18 protein-coding genes are annotated in these 17984 nt (G+C 64.9%); 9 read left to right on the forward strand and 9 right to left on the reverse strand.

The genetic code is table 11. The features are described 5' to 3' along the window. Positions 1-12: 12 nt before the first annotated feature. The 5 genes from AC1RQP_RS24640 to AC1RQP_RS24660 all read left to right on the forward strand — a co-directional run bounded on the left by AC1RQP_RS24640 (position 13) and on the right by AC1RQP_RS24660 (position 5121). Positions 13-1350: a copper oxidase gene (locus AC1RQP_RS24640; protein WP_239621580.1), complete on the forward strand. Its 1338-nt coding sequence runs from the start codon at positions 13-15 to the stop codon at positions 1348-1350. Between the two features lie 32 nt (positions 1351-1382). Further along, positions 1383-1838, forward strand: coding sequence for a cupredoxin domain-containing protein (locus AC1RQP_RS24645; RefSeq protein WP_492939265.1), 456 nt, complete (start codon positions 1383-1385; stop codon positions 1836-1838). 15 nt (positions 1839-1853) lie between these two features. Then, positions 1854-2156, forward strand: coding sequence for a copper-binding protein (locus AC1RQP_RS24650; RefSeq protein WP_239621579.1), 303 nt, complete (start codon positions 1854-1856; stop codon positions 2154-2156). A gap of 328 nt (positions 2157-2484) precedes the next feature. Next, positions 2485-4626, forward strand: a complete 2142-nt coding sequence (gene flhA / locus AC1RQP_RS24655; protein ID WP_239621578.1) for a flagellar biosynthesis protein FlhA — start codon at positions 2485-2487, stop codon at positions 4624-4626. A 294-nt stretch (positions 4627-4920) separates the two neighbouring features. Further along, positions 4921-5121: a hypothetical protein gene (locus AC1RQP_RS24660; protein ID WP_239621577.1), complete on the forward strand. Its 201-nt coding sequence runs from the start codon at positions 4921-4923 to the stop codon at positions 5119-5121. A gap of 189 nt (positions 5122-5310) precedes the next feature. Here AC1RQP_RS24660 and AC1RQP_RS24665 read toward each other — a convergent pair whose 3' ends face one another. From AC1RQP_RS24665 to fliI, 6 genes are all read right to left on the reverse strand, one after another. Beyond that, positions 5311-6531: an NAD(P)/FAD-dependent oxidoreductase gene (locus AC1RQP_RS24665; protein WP_492938871.1), complete on the reverse strand. Its 1221-nt coding sequence runs from the start codon at positions 6529-6531 to the stop codon at positions 5311-5313. Between the two features lie 113 nt (positions 6532-6644). Further along, positions 6645-7604, reverse strand: a complete 960-nt coding sequence (locus AC1RQP_RS24670; protein WP_492938873.1) for a helix-turn-helix transcriptional regulator — start codon at positions 7602-7604, stop codon at positions 6645-6647. A gap of 196 nt (positions 7605-7800) precedes the next feature. Beyond that, positions 7801-8856 (reverse strand): anti-sigma factor, encoded by a 1056-nt coding sequence (locus AC1RQP_RS24675; RefSeq protein ID WP_492938875.1) that lies wholly within the window; start codon positions 8854-8856, stop codon positions 7801-7803. 36 nt (positions 8857-8892) lie between these two features. Then, positions 8893-9438, reverse strand: a complete 546-nt coding sequence (locus AC1RQP_RS24680; RefSeq protein WP_239621573.1) for a sigma-70 family RNA polymerase sigma factor — start codon at positions 9436-9438, stop codon at positions 8893-8895. 320 nt (positions 9439-9758) lie between these two features. Continuing rightward, positions 9759-10178: a flagellar export protein FliJ gene (gene fliJ, locus AC1RQP_RS24685; RefSeq protein ID WP_008562039.1), complete on the reverse strand. Its 420-nt coding sequence runs from the start codon at positions 10176-10178 to the stop codon at positions 9759-9761. Between the two features lie 121 nt (positions 10179-10299). Then, positions 10300-11625 carry a flagellar protein export ATPase FliI gene (gene fliI / locus AC1RQP_RS24690; RefSeq protein ID WP_239621572.1) on the reverse strand — a complete coding sequence of 442 codons (1326 nt, stop codon included), beginning with the start codon at positions 11623-11625 and terminating at the stop codon, positions 10300-10302. Positions 11626-12098: 473 nt separating this feature from the next. Here fliI and ctrA point away from each other — a divergent pair, with 473 nt between their 5' ends. The 4 genes from ctrA (at position 12099) to AC1RQP_RS24710 (ending at position 14968) form a co-directional block, all read left to right on the forward strand. Further along, on the forward strand, positions 12099-12800 hold the full coding sequence (gene ctrA / locus AC1RQP_RS24695) for a response regulator transcription factor CtrA (RefSeq protein ID WP_016848562.1): 702 nt from the start codon (positions 12099-12101) through the stop codon (positions 12798-12800). Between the two features lie 211 nt (positions 12801-13011). Then, positions 13012-13416: a DUF350 domain-containing protein gene (locus tag AC1RQP_RS24700; RefSeq protein WP_239621571.1), complete on the forward strand. Its 405-nt coding sequence runs from the start codon at positions 13012-13014 to the stop codon at positions 13414-13416. A gap of 1 nt (position 13417) precedes the next feature. Beyond that, entirely contained in the window at positions 13418-13804 is a 387-nt protein-coding gene (locus AC1RQP_RS24705; RefSeq protein WP_492938880.1) for a hypothetical protein, read from the forward strand. 3 nt (positions 13805-13807) lie between these two features. After that, the gene (locus AC1RQP_RS24710; RefSeq protein ID WP_492938882.1) at positions 13808-14968 is read left to right on the forward strand and encodes a glutathionylspermidine synthase family protein; all 1161 of its coding nucleotides are present in this window, start codon (positions 13808-13810) and stop codon (positions 14966-14968) included. A 48-nt stretch (positions 14969-15016) separates the two neighbouring features. Here the strand turns inward: AC1RQP_RS24710 and AC1RQP_RS24715 are convergent, their stop codons facing one another. From AC1RQP_RS24715 to AC1RQP_RS24725, 3 genes are all read right to left on the reverse strand, one after another. Continuing rightward, complete coding sequence (locus tag AC1RQP_RS24715) at positions 15017-15559, reverse strand: hypothetical protein (protein ID WP_239621568.1); 543 nt, start codon at positions 15557-15559, stop codon at positions 15017-15019. Between the two features lie 286 nt (positions 15560-15845). Beyond that, positions 15846-16718, reverse strand: coding sequence for a CheR family methyltransferase (locus AC1RQP_RS24720; protein ID WP_492938884.1), 873 nt, complete (start codon positions 16716-16718; stop codon positions 15846-15848). Further along, entirely contained in the window at positions 16715-17911 is a 1197-nt protein-coding gene (locus AC1RQP_RS24725) for a protein-glutamate methylesterase/protein-glutamine glutaminase (protein WP_492938886.1), read from the reverse strand. The genes AC1RQP_RS24720 and AC1RQP_RS24725 overlap by 4 nt, the downstream gene beginning before the upstream one ends. Positions 17912-17984 lie beyond the last annotated feature (73 nt).

Here is a 17984-nt window from a genome sequence, read left to right on the forward strand (position 1 = left end):
ATGGAGGCCAGCATGTTTTCCCGCCGAGGATTCCTGGGGACCGCCGCGCTTGCCAGCGCGTCGGCCATCAGCGGCCGCGTCCAGGCCGCTTCGATTCCGGAAGCACCCACCATGGACAAGGTGGTAATGCAGCCGCCGCTGCATCCGGTCAGCGGCCCCGACTATCGCCCCGTGGTCACGCTCAACGGCTGGTCGCTGCCGTTCCGCATGAACGGCGACTGGAAGGAATTCCATCTCGTCGCCGAACCCGTGGTGCGCGAATTCGCCGAGGGCATGAAGGTGAATCTGTGGGGCTACAACGGGCAATCGCCGGGCCCGACCATCGAAGCCGTCGAGGGCGACAAGGTCCGCGTCTTCGTCACCAACAGACTGCCCGAATACACCACCGTGCACTGGCACGGCATGATCATTCCGAGCGGCATGGACGGCGTCGGCGGATTGAACCAGCCGCACATCCAGCCGGGCAAGACCTTCGTCTACGAATTCGAGATGAAGAAAAGCGGGACCTTCATGTACCACCCGCATTCCGACGAAATGGTGCAGATGGCGATGGGCATGATGGGCATGGTCGTCGTGCATCCGCGCGACCAGAGCTTCCGGCCCGTCGACCGCGACTTCGTCTTCGTGATGAGCACCTATCGCGTCGACCCCGGCACCTATCTGCCGCATGTCAACGAGATGACCGACTTCAACATGTGGACCTGGAATGCGCGGGTCTTTCCCGGCATCGATCCGCTCCCGGTCAGGCTCGGCGACAAGGTGCGCGTGCGCATCGGCAATCTCAGCATGACCAACCATCCGATTCACCTGCACGGCCACAGCTTTGCGGTCACCTGCACCGACGGCGGCTGGATCCAGGAGAGCGCACAGATCCCGGAAACGACCACCGACGTCCCGGTCGGCGCTGTCAGGGTGTTCGACGTGCTCGCCGACAATCCGGGCGATTGGGCGTTCCACTGCCACAAGTCGCATCACACCATGAACGCGATGGGACACGACGTGCGCAATCTCATCGGCGTGTCGCGCAAGGATCTCGCCAAGGCCGTCGGCAAGCTCGCGCCCGACGGCATGGCCATGGGCTCGACCGGCATGGCGATGGGCAACATGGAGATGCCGACGCCAGACAACACGCTGCCGATGATGACCGGCACCGGCCAGTTCGGGCCGATCGAGATGGGCGGCATGTTCACGGTGATGAAGATCCGCGAGGGCCTCGCGCGCGACGATTACCGCGATCCCGGGCCGTACAAATTCCCGCAAGGCACCGTCGCCTACGAGGTTACGGCCCCGGCCGCAGAGCCTGCCCGGCAAAAACCAGGCAGCCCGCCGATGAAGAACATGAAGATGTGAGCGTTTCGATGAATGAACAACTGGAGACCACGATGAAGACCACTATCAGGCTCGGCCTCGCGCTGGCTGCGCTTTCGACCGCGCCGGCCTTTGCTCACGACAAGCACGGGCACGGAAACTTTTCCGCCGGCGAACCCGGCGATCCCAAGAAGCCCGCCCGCACGATCGAGATCCTGATGAACGAGATGGACTACACACCCGCCCGGATCGAGGTCAAACGCGGCGAGCAGATCCGCTTCGTGCTGCGCAACGTCGGCAAGGAGGACCACGAATTCCTGCTCGCCACGCCTAAGGAAAATCTCGCGCATGCGGTGGAGATGAAGAAGCACCCGCACATGGAGCACGACGATCCCAACGGGGCCCGGCTCGCGCCGAACAAGACGGCCGAGATCCTCTGGAAATTCAGCAAGGCCGGCACGTTCGAATATTCCTGCCTGATTCCCGACCATCGCGACTACGGCATGGTCGGCCACGTCACAGTGAAGTAAGCAATGGAGACTCCCATGAACCGCCTCATCCGTATCACTGCTTCGCTCGCGCTTGCTGTCGGCCTTGCGACCGGAACCCTCGCAGCCGAGGGCGCTGCGATCAGCGGCGAGGTGAAGAAGATCGACGAAGGCGCCGGCAAGATCACGCTCAAGCACGGACCGGCCAAAAGCCTCGGCATGGAGGACCCCATGACGATGGTCTACCGCGTCAAGGACCCCGCCATGCTCAAGCAGGTGAAGGTCGGCGACAAGGTGACCTTCGAGGCCGAGGAGGCGGCTTCCGGGTATACGGTGACGAAGATGGACAAGGCGAAATAGCTTCCACTGTCATTCCGGGGCGCGCCGCTTGGCGCGAACCCGGAATCTCGAGGTTCCGGGTTCAGCTCTGCGAGCCGCCCCGGAACGACGGCGCCTGCGCCGCGCTGCCCCGAACTACCCTGTCCCGCCCCCTCCCCACCCTCCGTTAACCCTTTGCTAACCATACACCCGGCAAGAATTGCCGGGTGAAGTCGAGTGTCGTCAGCCGCGTAGAACGGGAGCTCCCGTGGACGCCAGTGCGGTGCCTCACTTTCGGAACGGCGGCCCGTCGGCCGCCGCGCAGACGTTTGGGGCGCGCGGACGGCAGTCGCGCGGGGAGGCAGCTACCATGGTCGACGTCACGGCGGGACAGGGCGTAGGCAGCGCGAAGCCCGGCATCCCCTCCCTCAACGAGATCGTCAACATCCTCAAGCGCGGCGACATCGCGCTGGCGCTCGGCATCCTCACCATCCTGGTGGTGCTGATCCTCCCCTTGCCCGCGATCGTGCTGGACCTGTTCCTGGCGATCTCGATCACGCTCTCGATCCTGATCCTGATGACGTCGCTGTTCATCCAGGCGCCACTCGAATTCTCGGCCTTCCCGACCATCCTCCTGATCTCGACCATGCTGCGGCTGTCGCTCAACATGGCCTCGACCCGCCTGATCCTGTCGCACGGGCACGAGGGCACGGCCGCCGCCGGTCACGTCATCGAGGCCTTCGGCAACTTCGTGATGGGCGGCAATTTCGTCATCGGCATCATCGTCTTCGCCATCCTGATCATCGTCAACTTCGTCGTCATCACCAAGGGTTCGGGCCGTATCGCCGAAGTCGCGGCGCGCTTCCATCTCGACGCCATGCCCGGCAAGCAGATGGCGATCGACGCCGACCTCTCCGCCGGCCTGATCGACGAGAAGGTCGCCAAGGAGCGGCGCAAGGAGCTGGAGGACGAGAGCGGCTTCTTCGGCGCCATGGACGGTGCCTCCAAGTTCGTCCGGGGCGATGCCATCGCAGGCCTCCTGATCGTCTTCATCAACGTCGTCGGCGGCATGATCATCGGCGTGGCGCAGCAGGGCATGTCCTTCGCCGACGCCGGCCGCACCTACACGCTCCTGACCGTCGGTGACGGCCTCGTCACCCAGGTGCCGGCGCTGATCGTCTCGACGGCGGCCGGCCTGCTCGTCTCCAAGGCCGGCGTATCCGGCGCCGCCGACAAGGCGCTGATGAAGCAGTTCTCCGGCTATCCGCAGGCACTGGCGATGTCCTCGGCAGTGATGCTGGTGCTGGCGGCCCTGCCGGGGATTCCGACCCTCCCGTTCCTGGCGCTCGGCACCGGCGCCGGCGCGCTGGCCTGGAACGCCCGCAACCGCAACCGGGCCACCGCCAGGGCCGAGGAAGCCGCCAAGTCCGCACCCGCGGCAGGTCAGCCCGGCGCGCCGGGGGCCGCTGCGACCGAAGAGCCGATCTCGGCGGCGCTCAAGATCGACGACCTCAAGATCGAGCTCGGCTATGCTCTGCTGCCGCTGGTCAACGGTCCCGACGGCACCGATCGCCTCACCGAGCAGATCAAGGCGCTGCGCCGTTCGCTCGCGATCGAGATGGGTTTCGTGATGCCGGCGGTGCGCATCCTCGACAACGTCCAGCTCGAGGCCAACACCTACATCATCAAGATCAAGGAGGTCGACGCCGGCACCGGCAAGATCTGGCCCAACCAGTTCATGGTCATGGATCCCGGCGGCGGCCAGGTGCAGGTGCCCGGCATCCACACCACCGAGCCGACCTTCGGCCTGCCCGCGACCTGGGTCGACGCCAGCCTCAAGGAAGAAGCCTCTCTCAAGGGCTACACCGTGGTCGACGCCGCGACCGTGCTCTCGACCCACCTCACCGAGCTGCTCAAGGCCAACATGTCGGACCTGCTCTCCTATGGCGAGGTGCAGAAGCTTCTCAAGGAGCTGCCGAAGGAGCAGAGCGAGCTGGTCAAGGACATCGTCCCCGGACAGGTCACGGTCTCCGGCATCCAGCGCGTGCTGCAACTGCTGCTCGCCGAACGCATCTCGATCCGCGACCTCTCGACCATCCTCGAAGGCATCGCCGATTCGCTCGCCTTCTCGCGCAACCCCGCCACCATGGTCGAGCACGTCCGCGCGCGTCTGGCGCGGCAGATCTGCGCGCAGAACACCTCCTACAACGGCTATCTGCCGCTGATCGCGCTGTCGGCACGGTGGGAGCAGGCCTTTGCCGAATCCATCATCGGCCAGGGCGAGGAGCGCAGCCTCGCGATGCAGCCCTCGAAACTGTCGGAGTTCATGACCGCCGTGCGCGAGGCGTTCGAGCGCGCCGCCCGCGAGGGCGAAGCACCGGTGCTGGTCACCTCTGCGGCAATTCGTCCGTTCGTCCGGTCCCTGGTGGAGCGGTTCCGAGCCCAGACGACCGTGCTGTCACAGGCGGAGATCCACCCCAGGGCGAGGCTGAAAACGGTCGGAAGCATCTGATTTGCCTTAAGAAGCTGTATGTTTTTCAGCCACAGGCAAATGGTTTTTGAGTTCCTGGCGCCTTGTCGACCAAATGCTGCCGGGACGCCCAATCGGCACATTACATCATTGAAATAATTAGATAATTGCACGATTCAGGATCATTTTCGATCGCGACCATTCACGTCCTGTCACGCTCTTGTGACCGCCTCTTGGGAACGAATCCCGCCAATACTAGGTTGTTGGGCACCGGAAGCATGAACCTGCCTTAACGGGCTGGCGACTACTTCGGGTAGATGGCGGCAGGAGGCTTCCATGAACCACTCGATCTACAGCGCTGATCGCTCGACCCACTTGAAAATCGTGGTCGTGGCCCTCGTCGCGGGGATCGCGCTGGCAGGCCTCGGCATTTCGGCGCGTTCGGGTTCGGATGAAGGTTTGACCCAGACCGCCCGCGTCATCAAGGCCGGCAAGCCGGTCGTTGTCACCAGTTCGGACGTATCCCTTGTTCGATAAGGAGATCTAGAGTTTCAGGAATTCACGCGGCTCTTTACCAGCCCCCCAAAGTCGCCACGTGGATATGTAGACGACCCCAACCCCAAGTCGACTACAGAAAGCGCCCGCCCCCCACGGGCGCTTTCTCATGTCTGGAGGTAGCTCGCGAGACGCTCAGCCGTCGTCCTCCAACCAGCATCAATCAGATTATCACCGCCCCCCATAAGTCGGCGGCGGTGCCTGCACGGTCGGCGCTGCGGCAGCGAACAGCTCGTCCTTGCTGCCGGTCAGCGGTGGATAGATCCGTCTGCGGTTAATGGTCTCTTTGGTCGCCTTTGCGGCCGCGCCGGTGGTACGGACTTCGCGATCCCACCCCTCCGTATAGAGCGCACCCCAGCCGCCGAGATCGAGCACGGTGACGTACCAGTCGATCCGCAGCGGCAGCATGGGCAGGCCGGCGAGATCGGCCACCACGTTGTGGCCTGCGAAGCGGCCCATGGGACGGGCGAACTGACAGGACATCACGGTCGGATGCAACCCGTCGATCACGCTCGAGGCAACGTCGCCCGCCGCGAACACGCCGCCGACATCCGCAACCCGCATCAAGGGATCGACCAGAAGGCGCCCGAGGCGATCGCGTGCGCCCGGAAAGCTCGCTGCCAAGGGGCTTGCACGCATGCCCGCACACCAGATCACCGTCTGCGCCGCAATGAACTCGCCCGAGTTCAGGCGCATGCCGGCGGCCTCGATCGACACGACACGCACACCGAGACGCGTCTCGATGTCGAGCGAAGCCAGGGCCGTCTCGACGATCGGGCGCGCGTGCGCGCCGATCGTGGCACCGACAGCTGGATTGGGATCGACCAGGATGATGCGGCGGCTGCCGGTGATGCCCGCACGCGCCAGCCGGTCAGGCATCTCGGCTGCGACCTCGATTCCGGTGAAGCCGGCGCCGACCACCACCACCGTTGAACGTCCCGGAGATGGCGCGCTGCGTCCAAGCGAAACCAGATGTTCTTCGAGGCGGAGCGCCGCGGCATAGGTGTCGACGTCGAAGCCGTGCGCGGCAAGGCCGGGAATGTCGGGCCGCATCACCTCGCTGCCAAGCGCCAGCACGAGGCGATCATAGCCCAGCGTCTCCTCGCCGCTGCTGGTGACGAGCGAGATCTCGCGCCGCACCGGATCGATGGCCTCGACCTCGCCGAGGCCGTGGCTGACACCGATCGGATCGAGCAGTCGCGGCAGCGGCAGCGCGACCTCGCCGAGATCGGCCTCGTAGTTGCGCACGCGGATATTGTGATAGGGGTTGCGGTCGATGACCCGGATCTCGATGTCGCGGTCGCTCGCGCCGATCTCGTCTCGCTTGCGCGCAGCGCCGATGGCCGCCCACAGGCCTGCAAATCCGGCACCGAGCACGACGATACGCGCCATGTCCGCCTGCGCACCTTCCAGAGGATCCTGCGGTCTCCCCGCCCGGACAGACTAGCTCAACGGCCGGCGTCGACCAAATGCGGCAGCGCACGCGCCGCCGCGCGAAATGCGACTTACGCCTCGCGCAGCTCCGACGGCGTCGCCCCGAAGCGCTTGCGAAAGGCGCGATTGAAATAGGACAGATCGGAGAAGCCGGACGAATGCGCGATGTCACTGATCTTGCGCGCCCTGGCGCGGGGATCACCGAGCAGCTTGCGCGCATGGAGCAGGCGCTGCTCCAGCACGAATTCGGTGAAGGTCGTGCCGGCCTGCTCGAACAGGCGCTGTGCCTGGCGCGGGCTTAAGCCTGAGCGCGTCGCGACCTCGGCCAGACAGAGATCGTTGCGGCCGAGTGCGGCCATCACGTCGGCGCGCATCAGATCGAGGCGAGCCGCCGCCTGGCCGCGGCCGCGTGCGCGGCTCGCATGCTCCGCATCGGTGCCGAGCAGGAGACCGATGAGATCGACCATATGCTGCGCCGTCAGGCGCTGGCCTACCGCATCGAGATGCGGCGCCTGGCTGGCGGCGAGCGCATGGTAGCGGAAGATGGTCTCGGCGACCGCGCCGTCGCAGAGTACCTGCGAGAGCTTGTCCTCGGCGCGCGGATTGATGTCGAGCAGCGCACGGCGCGGCATGCGGATGGTGGTGAAGCGGTCTTCGTCGGTGTGGCCGACGGTGCCGGTGATGCTCATGTCGACGAGCACCATCTGGGCAGGCGTGAGCTCCACGGTATGCCCATTCTGTCCGACGCGGACGAGCCCCGCATGCGCCGCGATCAGGACGACGTCGTCGCTGCCGTCGGCAAGGTGGCTCTGCGTACGGGAATATTGCGCGGAGGCGCCTTCCGGAATGGCGAGCACGATGTTGTCGACGACGCTGACCTGGAGCCGGCAATCGATGCTGTCGCCATGGCTCGGCCCGATGTCGAGGCCGCAGCGACCGAAGGCCCGCTCGCGCCAGTCTTCGAACGCCGGGCCGTGCGGCAGCCCCGCATATTGGTGAAGGAAGATGCCCGGCGTTCTCGCTGCATCCATCTGATTCTCTCGCCCTCTTTCGGCATCGCCGACTTCAAATTCCGGGGATTTGACGCCCGGGATCGGGCGGAGGTTCAAATCGGGGCCGGATTTGGCCGGGCTTGTCGAAATGCGACGACCGGATGGACCGCGGCGACAAGGCGCGCCCTTCCAGCCCGAATGGAGCGCAGCTCCATCCGGCCACGATGCTGCATGCTTATTTCTTTGCGGGCGCCTGCGGCTGGGACGGCGGCACGGTCTCGATCAGCTTGCCGGAAAACACCGGCGCCGATGTGGGCTGGCCGTCGGGTGAGCCGCCGGCCTGCTCGACGGTGACGGCGAAGGTGGCGCCGTTGACGACCTCGGCATCATAGGAGGCGAGCAGCGGACGGGCGGTGAAATCGCTGGCCCCGATGACGCCGAGCGAGCGCGGGCGCGGCAGCTTGTCCGAGATCAGCCAGAGCTCGAAACTCTTGCCGGGCTCCGGCGTCGCGCCGACTTTCCGCACCGTGAAATTCCGTGTCGCGCCGTCGATGGTGAGGATGAACGCGGGGCCACCGCCCTGGCCCTGCAGCAGCGCGACATATTGCGCGGAGGCGGCGAGTGGCGCGGCCGGAGTTTTCACCTCGACCGTCTGGATGCGGGGCGCAGGACGCAAGCCGCCCGGCAGCGCGTCGGGCAGGAATATCTGAAGCGACAGCGTCACGAGCAGCGCGGCCGCGAGCGCGCCGACGGCGGATGCAATGTTGCGCCAGCGCTTCACGCGCCCCTCGAGGCGGATCACGTCACCATCGACGACCGGCGCCAGCTGTGCGCGCAAAACACTGATATCCGGAGCATGGACCTGCGGAATGAATTGCGGCGCGATGTCCGGGATGGCATCGGGTTCGGGGCGCGACGACCCGGGCTGCTCCGCGGCGGGATGCGATGTTTGCGGGGGCCCGTTCTCCGCGGAAGATTCCGACGTCGCAGCTTCCTCCGCAGGCAGGTCCGGCATGGGCGCAGGCGGCGAAGCTTCGGCAGGTGCAGGCGGCTCCTGCGCAAGCGCGGTGCGCGCGATTTCGGACTTGATGTTCTCCCACACGACCGGACGCGGCTCGACCGAGCCGACCATCTGGTTGAGCGCGCCAAGTCGATAGGACCAGGACTGCACGATATCGGCGAACGCCTCGTCCTCCGCCATCATGGCCTCGACCTGCGCACGCTCATCGGCGTCGAGCGTACCGAGCGCGTATTCCGCGACGAGCGCGATATGATCCTCCGTGTAGGCCATCAATTGCGGTCCAGAACCATCCTCATCATCAGGCCATCACAGCCCGAGGCACTCCCGAATATCCAGCATGCTGCGCCGGAGCCACGTCTTCACCGTGTTGACGGGCGCCGCGAATTTCTCCGCCAATTGCTCGCGGCTCCAGCCGTTGTAATAGGCGAGAAGCACGAGCCTCTGACGGTCCGGCTCGAGCCGGCCGATACATTCCAGGAGCCGCTTCAGCTCCTCGGTCATCTCGCGGCGCGCCAGCGGATCGGGACTCTCGGCCGCGACCTCCATCGCCTGAGGCTCTTCCTCGATGGAGACTTCCGACTTCTTGCGCACGATGTCGATTGCACGGTTGCGCGCGATCGAGGCCATCCACGTGATCGGCGACGACAAGGCCGAATTGAACTGGCCGGCGCTGTTCCAGATCTTGACGTAGGTCTCCTGAAGGACCTCCTCTGCAAGATCCTGTCGGCGCAAGATACGGAGCACGACGCCATAGAGTTTCGCGCGCGTGGCGGCGTAGAGGCGCTCGAATGCGGCCTGATCGCCCTTCGCCACTGCCTCGATCAACTCGACCAGCTCTGCTGGCGTCAGCATTCAGCCCCCCCAACGCGCGGCGCCGTCTTCGCCTTCACCTCTCCCCGACGGGACGAGGTCGATTTCAGCAGCAAACCGGGTGAGGGGGCTCGGGGCTGACGGGAGACCGGAACCCCTCACCCCGCGCTCCGCGCCGACCTCTCCCCAGGGAGAGGTGGACGCCGCCGTCGCTGGCACAGCATTCATCGCGGCCACCATAGCGCGCAGCAAAGCCGACCACCAAGGGGCGCGGTGCCCCGCTGTGGACAGCACATACGAAAACCCGGACCCTTGCGGGTCCGGGCTTGGCAAATTCCAACGTGGTCTGGCTGCCGGCCGGCTCAGGCTACCGCGCCGATGCGGGCCCGCATCAGGCCGATGCTGTCGAGGTCGGCCTGCTCACGGGCGTTTTCCTCGGCCCGCTCGCGGGCCTGGTCGCGCTCGTCGAGGAGCTCGACCTTCTTCAGCTCTTCGAAGGCCTCGGCCAGTGCGGCCTTGGCTTCGTCGAGCTGGCCCTTCAGCTCGTCGGCTGAACGGGTCAGGTTCTCGCGGCGCTGGATCGCGGCCTTGGCGTAGGTCGGATAGGCGAAGTGCGAGGGATCGTTGATCCCGGCACGGTCCTGCTCGGTCTGGATCTCGCGTTCGAGATCGACCGACATCCGCTGGAAATCGGCGATCATGGTCTCGATCTGGGTGACCCGGCGGCGCTTCTCGTCGACCTGAAACTTTTTCAGGCGGATAAGCGTATCTCGTGACTTCATCGACTCGTACTCCCCAGAAGTCCCCCCGCTGCACGTGGGACGGCACCGGTCGCCCCCCAGGCCCGATTGAGGCCAAGACCGGCTCTGCTACTCTGTGGGAACGGATGATGACCTGACAAAGTTAGCGTTCCGTTTCCAAATTGCCGAGGATCTGCGCCAATTGGCGGTAGCCGTCCGCCAGGGATGCATTCTCGTCCTTGCGCTGGCGCAGGAAGGCCTCCAGCGGCTCGTGCAGCCGGATCGCCTCGTCGACCTCCGGGCTGGAGCCGGCGCGGTAGGCGCCGAGCCGGATCAATTCCTCCATGTCGGCATAGGTCGCCATCACCTGGCGTGCCCGCTGGATGACGGGCCAGAACTGCGGATCTGCCGATTTCGGCATGGTGCGCGAGACGGATTTGAGGATGTTGATCGCGGGGTAGCGGCCGCGCTCGGCGATCGAGCGCTGCATCACGATGTGGCCGTCGAGGATGCCGCGGACCGCATCCGCGATCGGCTCATTATGGTCGTCGCCGTCGACCAGCACCGTGAAGATCGCGGTGATGGCCCCCTCCCCCAGGCCCGGCCCGGCCCGCTCCAGGAGCTTCGGCAACTCCGTGAAGACGGTCGGCGTATAGCCCTTGGCTGTCGGCGGCTCGCCGGCGGACAGGCCGATCTCGCGCTGGGCCATGGCAAAGCGCGTCACCGAGTCCATCAGGCAGAGCACGTCCTTGTCCTCGTCGCGAAAATATTCGGCGATCGCGAGCGTCAGATACGCCGCCTGGCGGCGCATCAGCGCGGGCTCGTCGGAGGTGGCGACCACCACGACCGAACGCGCCAGGCCCTCCTCGCCGAGATCGTCCTGCAGGAATTCCTGAACCTCGCGCCCGCGTTCGCCGATCAGCCCGATGACACTGACAGCGGCATCGACGTTGCGCGCGAGCATCGAGAGCAGCACCGACTTGCCGACGCCGGACCCCGCGAAGATGCCCATGCGCTGGCCGCGGCAGCAGGTGAGAAAGGTGTTCATCGCACGCACGCCGAGATCGAGCGGCGCGCCGACGCGCTTGCGCGAATGCGCCGGCGGCGGCGTATTGCGGAACGGCATCGGCGAAGAGCCCTGCGGCAGCGGCCCCTTGCCGTCGATCGGCTCGCCCAGCGCGTTGACGACGCGGCCGAGCCAGGCTGCGGACGGCCGCACCTGATTGGCGGCATTGGCAATGACCGCCTTGCAGCCGCGGCGCACGCCGTCGAGGCCGGCGAACGGCATCACGACGGCATTGTTGCCGGAGAAGCCGATCACTTCGCAGGGAATGGTGCGGTTGGCGCCGGTCTCGATCACGAGCCGTGCGCCGACCGACATGGCGTGAATCGGACCGGCCACCTCGACCATCAGGCCGCGGACCCCGACCACGCGGCCGTAAATATTGACGCCGTCGATGTCGCCGATCTGTTCGGCAAGAGCCTTCATTGGGAGCACGCCTTCATGTGAGAGCCTTCATGAGGTGATCGCCTTCGTGATGCCCGGGTCGCTCTTGTGATCCCCGGGTCGCCCTGGCGATCCCGGGACGTCACGGTGAAAGCCTTAAGTTTCGCCACATTTCTGAACGGCGCTTAACCTCGTGTTTACCCGCATCATTAATCATTGCGTCACTGTCTTTGTGACTGAGCGTGACTCCCCTTCAGAAGAAGGCTGAGTCGCGGGAGTCGGTTAAACCCGTCTCTTAAAGTGGAGCTTGAACGGAATCGGGTAACGAAAGCTGCTTCATACGCAAGACCTTAGGGCGATTCGGCAAAAATTGCACCGTGGGGACTTGCGTTCCAGAATCAGAGTTTGTTAACCATCTGTCGTCAGGATCCGAATCAGTTGTTCAAAGGCGTTTTGTTGAGTGCCGCGAATGCGGCCGACCTGACGCCCAGGAGCGGCGACTATGGGGAACTGGCATGCGCGTTTTGCTGATTGAAGATGACAGCGCCGTCGCGCAGTCGATCGAGCTGATGTTGAAGTCGGAGAGCTTCAACGTCTACACGACCGATTTGGGGGAAGAAGGCGTCGATCTCGGTAAATTATACGATTACGACATTATTCTCCTCGACCTCAATCTGCCCGACATGTCCGGCTACGACGTGCTCAAGCAGCTCCGGGTCTCCAAAATCAAGACACCGATTCTGATCCTCTCCGGCCTCGCCGGCATCGAGGACAAGGTCAAGGGACTCGGCGTCGGCGCCGACGACTACATGACCAAGCCCTTCCACAAGGACGAGCTGGTGGCCCGCATCCACGCGATCGTGCGCCGCTCCAAGGGCCATGCCCAGTCGGTCATCCAGACCGGCGACCTCGTCGTCAACCTCGACACCAAGACGGTGGAGGTCGGCGGCCAGCGCGTGCATCTGACCGGCAAGGAATATCAGATGCTGGAGCTCCTCTCGCTCCGCAAGGGCACGACCCTCACCAAGGAAATGTTCCTCAACCATCTCTATGGCGGCATGGACGAGCCGGAGCTGAAGATCATCGACGTTTTCATCTGCAAGCTCCGCAAGAAGCTCGCCAACGCCTCCGAGGGCCGCAATTTCATCGAGACCGTGTGGGGCCGCGGCTACGTGCTGCGCGAGCCGCACGAGGCCGACGAGCGCATCCCCGCCTGATCTCCTGGGTCACGTCGCGAGCCTCCGGGCTCGCTCCTCCCAGCCTGGACCCCGCCGCAAATGGCGGGGTTTTTGTTTTTGGGGACGTCTTCTCCCTTCCCGCTTGCGGAAGAGGTGCAGCAACCGCTGCTGATACGACTTCATCCCTCTCTAACGTTTGAACCACTAGCCTTCCCCTGCCGACGAATGGTCGCTGCACGATGGGGGAACGATGATCCTGCAATCACTCTCCGGCCTGCCCGCCTTCCTGGTCTATTTCTGCACCGGGCTGATCGCGATCGTGGCCTATCTGTTCGTCTACACCCGCATCACGGCGCATAACGAATTCCAGCTCATCCGTGACAACGAACCGGCCGCGGCGATCGCGCTCGGGCTCAGCCTGCTCGGCTTCGTGGCGCCGCTGGTGAGCGCCATCGCGCATTCGGCCAACGTGCTGGACTGCCTGATCTGGGCGACGATCGCGCTGGTCGTGCAGGTCATCGTGTTCTTCCTCGTCAAGGTCCCGGTCCCCAAGCTGTCGGAACGGATCTCCGCCGGCGAGCTTGCCCCGGCGATCTGGCTCGGCCTGTCCTCGCTCGCCGCGGGGCTGCTCAACGCCGCCAGCATGATCTACTGACATGGCCGACAGACCTGCCAAGAAGGAGTTCGGCAAGCGCCGGCCGGTGGCCGAGCCAGCGCCGCGGCCGCCGGTGAAGCGCTCGGGCCATGTCGCCCTGCTCGTGATGGGCACGATCGCGGTGGGCACCACCGCCTACACGCTGATGCCGCGGCAGACTTGCGAGCCCTCTCCCGGCGCCGTACCGGGCCAGACGACGACGACCTGCAGCAGCAGCGGCAGCAGTTCGTCAGGCGGCAGCAGCTCGCGCTGGTCGTCGCGATCGAGCTTCTTCAGCAGCGATTCCTCAAGCCATTCCTCGTCGGGAACGTCGTCCGATTCGGGCTCCCATAGCGTGAGCCGCGGCGGCTTCGGCTCGTTCGGCCATGGCTTCTCCGGCGGCGGCTGATCCATGCAGCGCATCGCCTGTCCCGAGCGCGACGACTGGCGGCAAACCGCCGAGCAATGTGGCTTCGTCTTCCACACCATCGATGGCGAACGCTATTGGGACGAGAGCGCCTATTACGGCTTCACGCTCGACGAGATCGAGCGCGGCATCGAGACGCCGACCGGCGAGATCGACGCGATGTGCCTGGAACTCGCCGGCCGCGTCATCGGCGACGAGCGCTACCTGCGGCGCTTGAAGATACCGGAAGCGTTCTGGAGCCTGATCGCCGAGAGCTGGGAGCGCGACGACCGCAGCCTTTACGGCCGGCTCGACCTGAAGTTCGACGGCAAGGGTCCGGCAAAGCTGCTTGAATACAACGCGGATACGCCGACCTCGATCTTCGAGGCCGCGGTGTTTCAATGGACCTGGCTCGAACAGGCGATCGAGCGGCGCATCATCCCGTCGCGCGCCGATCAGTTCAACTCCATCCATGAGCGGCTGATCGCGGCGTGGAAGGAAATCGCGGCCGGCCGCCACGTCCATCTCACCGGCGTCACGGGCAACGAGGAAGACGCCGGCACGCTCGCTTATCTCGAAGACACCGCGCGCCAGGCCGGGCTCTCGACCAGGCTGCTCGACATCGAAGAGGTCGGCTGGCGCGACGAGGGCGGCGGCTTCGTGGATCTCGACGATGACGACATCGCGCTGGCCTTCAAGCTCTATCCCTGGGAGTGGATGTTCCAGGACGCGTTCGGTGCAAAGCTCAAGGACGCAACCACGCGCTGGATCGAGCCGCCGTGGAAGGCGGTGCTCTCCAACAAGGGCATCCTGCCGCTGCTCTGGGAGATGTTTCCGAACCATCCCAATCTGCTGCCGGCCTTCTTCGAGGACGATCCGCGCGCCGCGGAGCTCGGAACGTCCTATGTCCGCAAGCCGCTGCTGTCGCGCGAAGGCGCCAACGTCACGCTGGTGTCCGACGGAATGCCGCTCGACGAGCAGGCGGGTCCGTACGGCGCCGAAGGTTTCGTGCGCCAATCATTGTCACCGCTTCCGAACTTCTCGGACTTCTATCCGGTGGTGGGAAGCTGGCTGGTGAACCACGAGCCGTGCGGCCTCTCGATCCGCGAGGACGAAAGTCCGATCACCGGCAACCGCTCGCGGTTTCTGCCGCATGCGATCTTGTGAGATGCGCTCGCGACCTCGTCGGAACGGGACGCGAGCGCACATGCCGACCTAGGGTGTCTTGACGATGAATCTTCCATCGTACAGGAATGCGCCCTTGAACCCGCTTTGAACACTTTCGAATCCGCCGGTGCCCGTCGCGTTCGCGTACGTACCAGTGCCCGACAAGATCGTATATTCGCCCTTCGCTTTGCCGTCCTTGACCGCGCCGGCGTAGCGCGCCGTGATCGAGGAGCCATCGTCGAAGGTGTAGGTGCTGTAGCCAAAGATAGGTCCTGAGCCCTTGAGCAGGTCGGAGGAATTGACAAAATCTTTCACGGCAATGCGTCCATCCTTGAAGAAGGCAACGCCAAACATTTTGCCGGACATGACCATCTGGCCTTCGACGTTCGCGACCTCGGTGACTTTGACATCCATCGGCTTGGTGACGAGCTTGAACTCGAGCACCTGCTCACCGGCGAGAGCAGTGGCGGGTAACGAAAGCGCTGCCAACAAGAAATACGAGGCACAAGACATTCGCATGGTATGTCCTCCCCAGTATGGTTCATGATGGAATGGAATCCCGCCTCGGTTCGGCGGGACGATCGGCAGCATAGCACAACCTTCAGAGGTTGATCAGGGCCGCGATTGCATTGCATCGCGGCACGCCCCTCCTGTTGCGCCGGTAGCTGAGTAGTCTGCAATGCGCAAACGCGTGGGAAGCGCCTCGCGCATGATCCGGAAAAGTGCGCAGCGGTTTTCCGAAAGGATCATGCTCAAACAACAGCGCGATGACGATTCATCCTAATCCCATCGCGCTTTAAGGCGAAGCGATGTCCGTCAGTTGTTGCCGATCATTTGCAACGACAACGCTCGGTGAGATCGCCTGCCGTTCGGCCAATCACCTCGCCGCTGCCACCTTCAATGTCGGCGGCATCAATCCGCCCATCGGGCGGCCGGAGCGCGCGGGGTTGAGCTGATAGAGACCGCGACGGTCGGTCATGGGGCGGAACGCGTCAGTGATGCCGACGACGGACTCGGCAGCGCCAAGCAGTAGCGTGCCGTCGGGCTCCATCGCCTTCGCCATGCGCTCGAAGATCACCGCCTTGGTGTCCTGATCGAAATAGATCAGCACGTTGCGGCAGAAGATCACGTCGAACGTGCCGAGATGCGAGAAGTCCTGCAGAAGGTTGAGCTGGCGGAACTGCACCATCGCGCGAATGTCGGCATTGAGCTGCCAGAGTTCGCCGACTTGCGTGAAGTACTTCATCAGGTGCTGGATCGGCAGGCCGCGCTGCACCTCGAACTGGCTGTAGACGCCGGCCTTGGATTTCTCCAGCACCTCCTGCGACAGGTCGGTGGCGACGATCTCGATGCGCCAGCCGGCGAAGGCCGCGCCCATCTCCTTCACGCACATCGCGATCGAATAGGGCTCCTGCCCGGTCGACGAGGCCGCCGACCAGATGCGCAAGCTCTTGCGCGCCGCGCGCGCCTGGATCAGGCCCGGCAGGATGGTCTCGCGCAGATGGTCGAACGGAATCTTGTCGCGGTAGAAGAAAGTCTCGTTGGTGGTCATCGCTTCGACCACGTCGGTCGCAAGCCGGCCGTCGCCGTTCCTGATCTTCAGCACGAGATCGGGGATGCCGGGAAGGCTTGCCTTGCGGGCGAGCGGCAGCAGCCGGCTCTCGACCAGGTACTGCTTGTCGGCCGAGAGATCGAGGCCGGAGCGCTCCTTCAGGAACTTGCGCAGGTAGTCGTAATCCGTCGGCGTCACGAGCGGTCTCCCGCGAACAGGCGATTGACCTTGGCGCCGATCTGATTGAGCGGCAGGATCGCCGCGCAGATGCCGGCATTGGCCGCCGCCCCCGGCATGCCCCAGACCACGCTCGAGGCTTCGTCCTGTGCGATGACGCTGCCGCCGGCGGCGACGATGTCCTTGCCGCCGCGCATGCCGTCCGAGCCCATGCCCGTCAGGATCACGGAGAGGATATTGCCATGCCAGACGTCGATGGCCGAGGTGAAGAGCGGATCGACCGCGGGTTTGCAGAAATTGACCGCCGGCCCGTCATCGAGCGAGATCGCGGCATCCGCACCGCTGCGCACGACGCGCATATGCTTGCCGCCGGGCGCAAGGTAGATCCGTCCGGCCTTCACCGGCTCGCCGTCGACTGCCTCGCTCGCCGGCCGGCGGCTCGAACGCGCCAGATGCTCGGCAAGGATGGTGGTGAAGGTCGGCGGCATGTGCTGGGTGATCAGCACCGGGAAGCGGTCGATCACCGGGCCGAGTTCGGTAACGAGCGACATCAGCGCCTGGGGACCGCCGGTCGAGGAGCCGATCAGCAGCACCTTCGGCGCCTGGGTCGAGAACGGACGCGTCGACAGCGGTCCTGACGACGGGGCATGCACGGCCGGAGCGGGCGCAGGCACGGCAGGCCGCGCAACAGGACCGCGCGCGGCCGGAGCCGGGCTTGCGGGCGCCAGCGGCGGGCTCGCAACCGCGGCCTTGCGACGCAGCCGCGCGCCGAGATGGCGGATCTTCTGGATCAGGTCGTGATGAAAGATGTCGGCCGCCGATGCCTCGCGCGTCGATTCCGGCTTCGGGATGTAGTCGGCCGCGCCGAGCGACAGCGCCTTGAAGCTGATCTCCGCGTTGCGGCGGGTCAGCGTCGAGGCCATGATGATGACGAGATCGCGCTTCTTCGCCAGCAGTTGCGGCAGCGCCGAGAGGCCGTCGAGCTCGGGCATTTCGATGTCGAGCACGGCAACGTCGGGGTTGATGCGTTCGATCTGGTTGACCGCCTCGAGCCCGGTGCGCAGCGAGGCCGCGACCTCCATGTCGTGCTCGGCGCCGATCCAACGCGAGATCAGACCGCGGATGACGACGGAGTCGTCGACGACCATCACCCGCAGCGGCCCCGCTTCGCGCGACGGCGTCGTGGTCGAATTCCCTGCGAACGCAACACTCATTACTCACCAACTCAGACTGAAACGGTATGGTTGAAAGCAGGCGCCGAAGGATCCGTTCAGCCTCCGGGCGATC

This window comes from Bradyrhizobium sp. GW821-FHT13H06 (assembly GCF_058803975.1).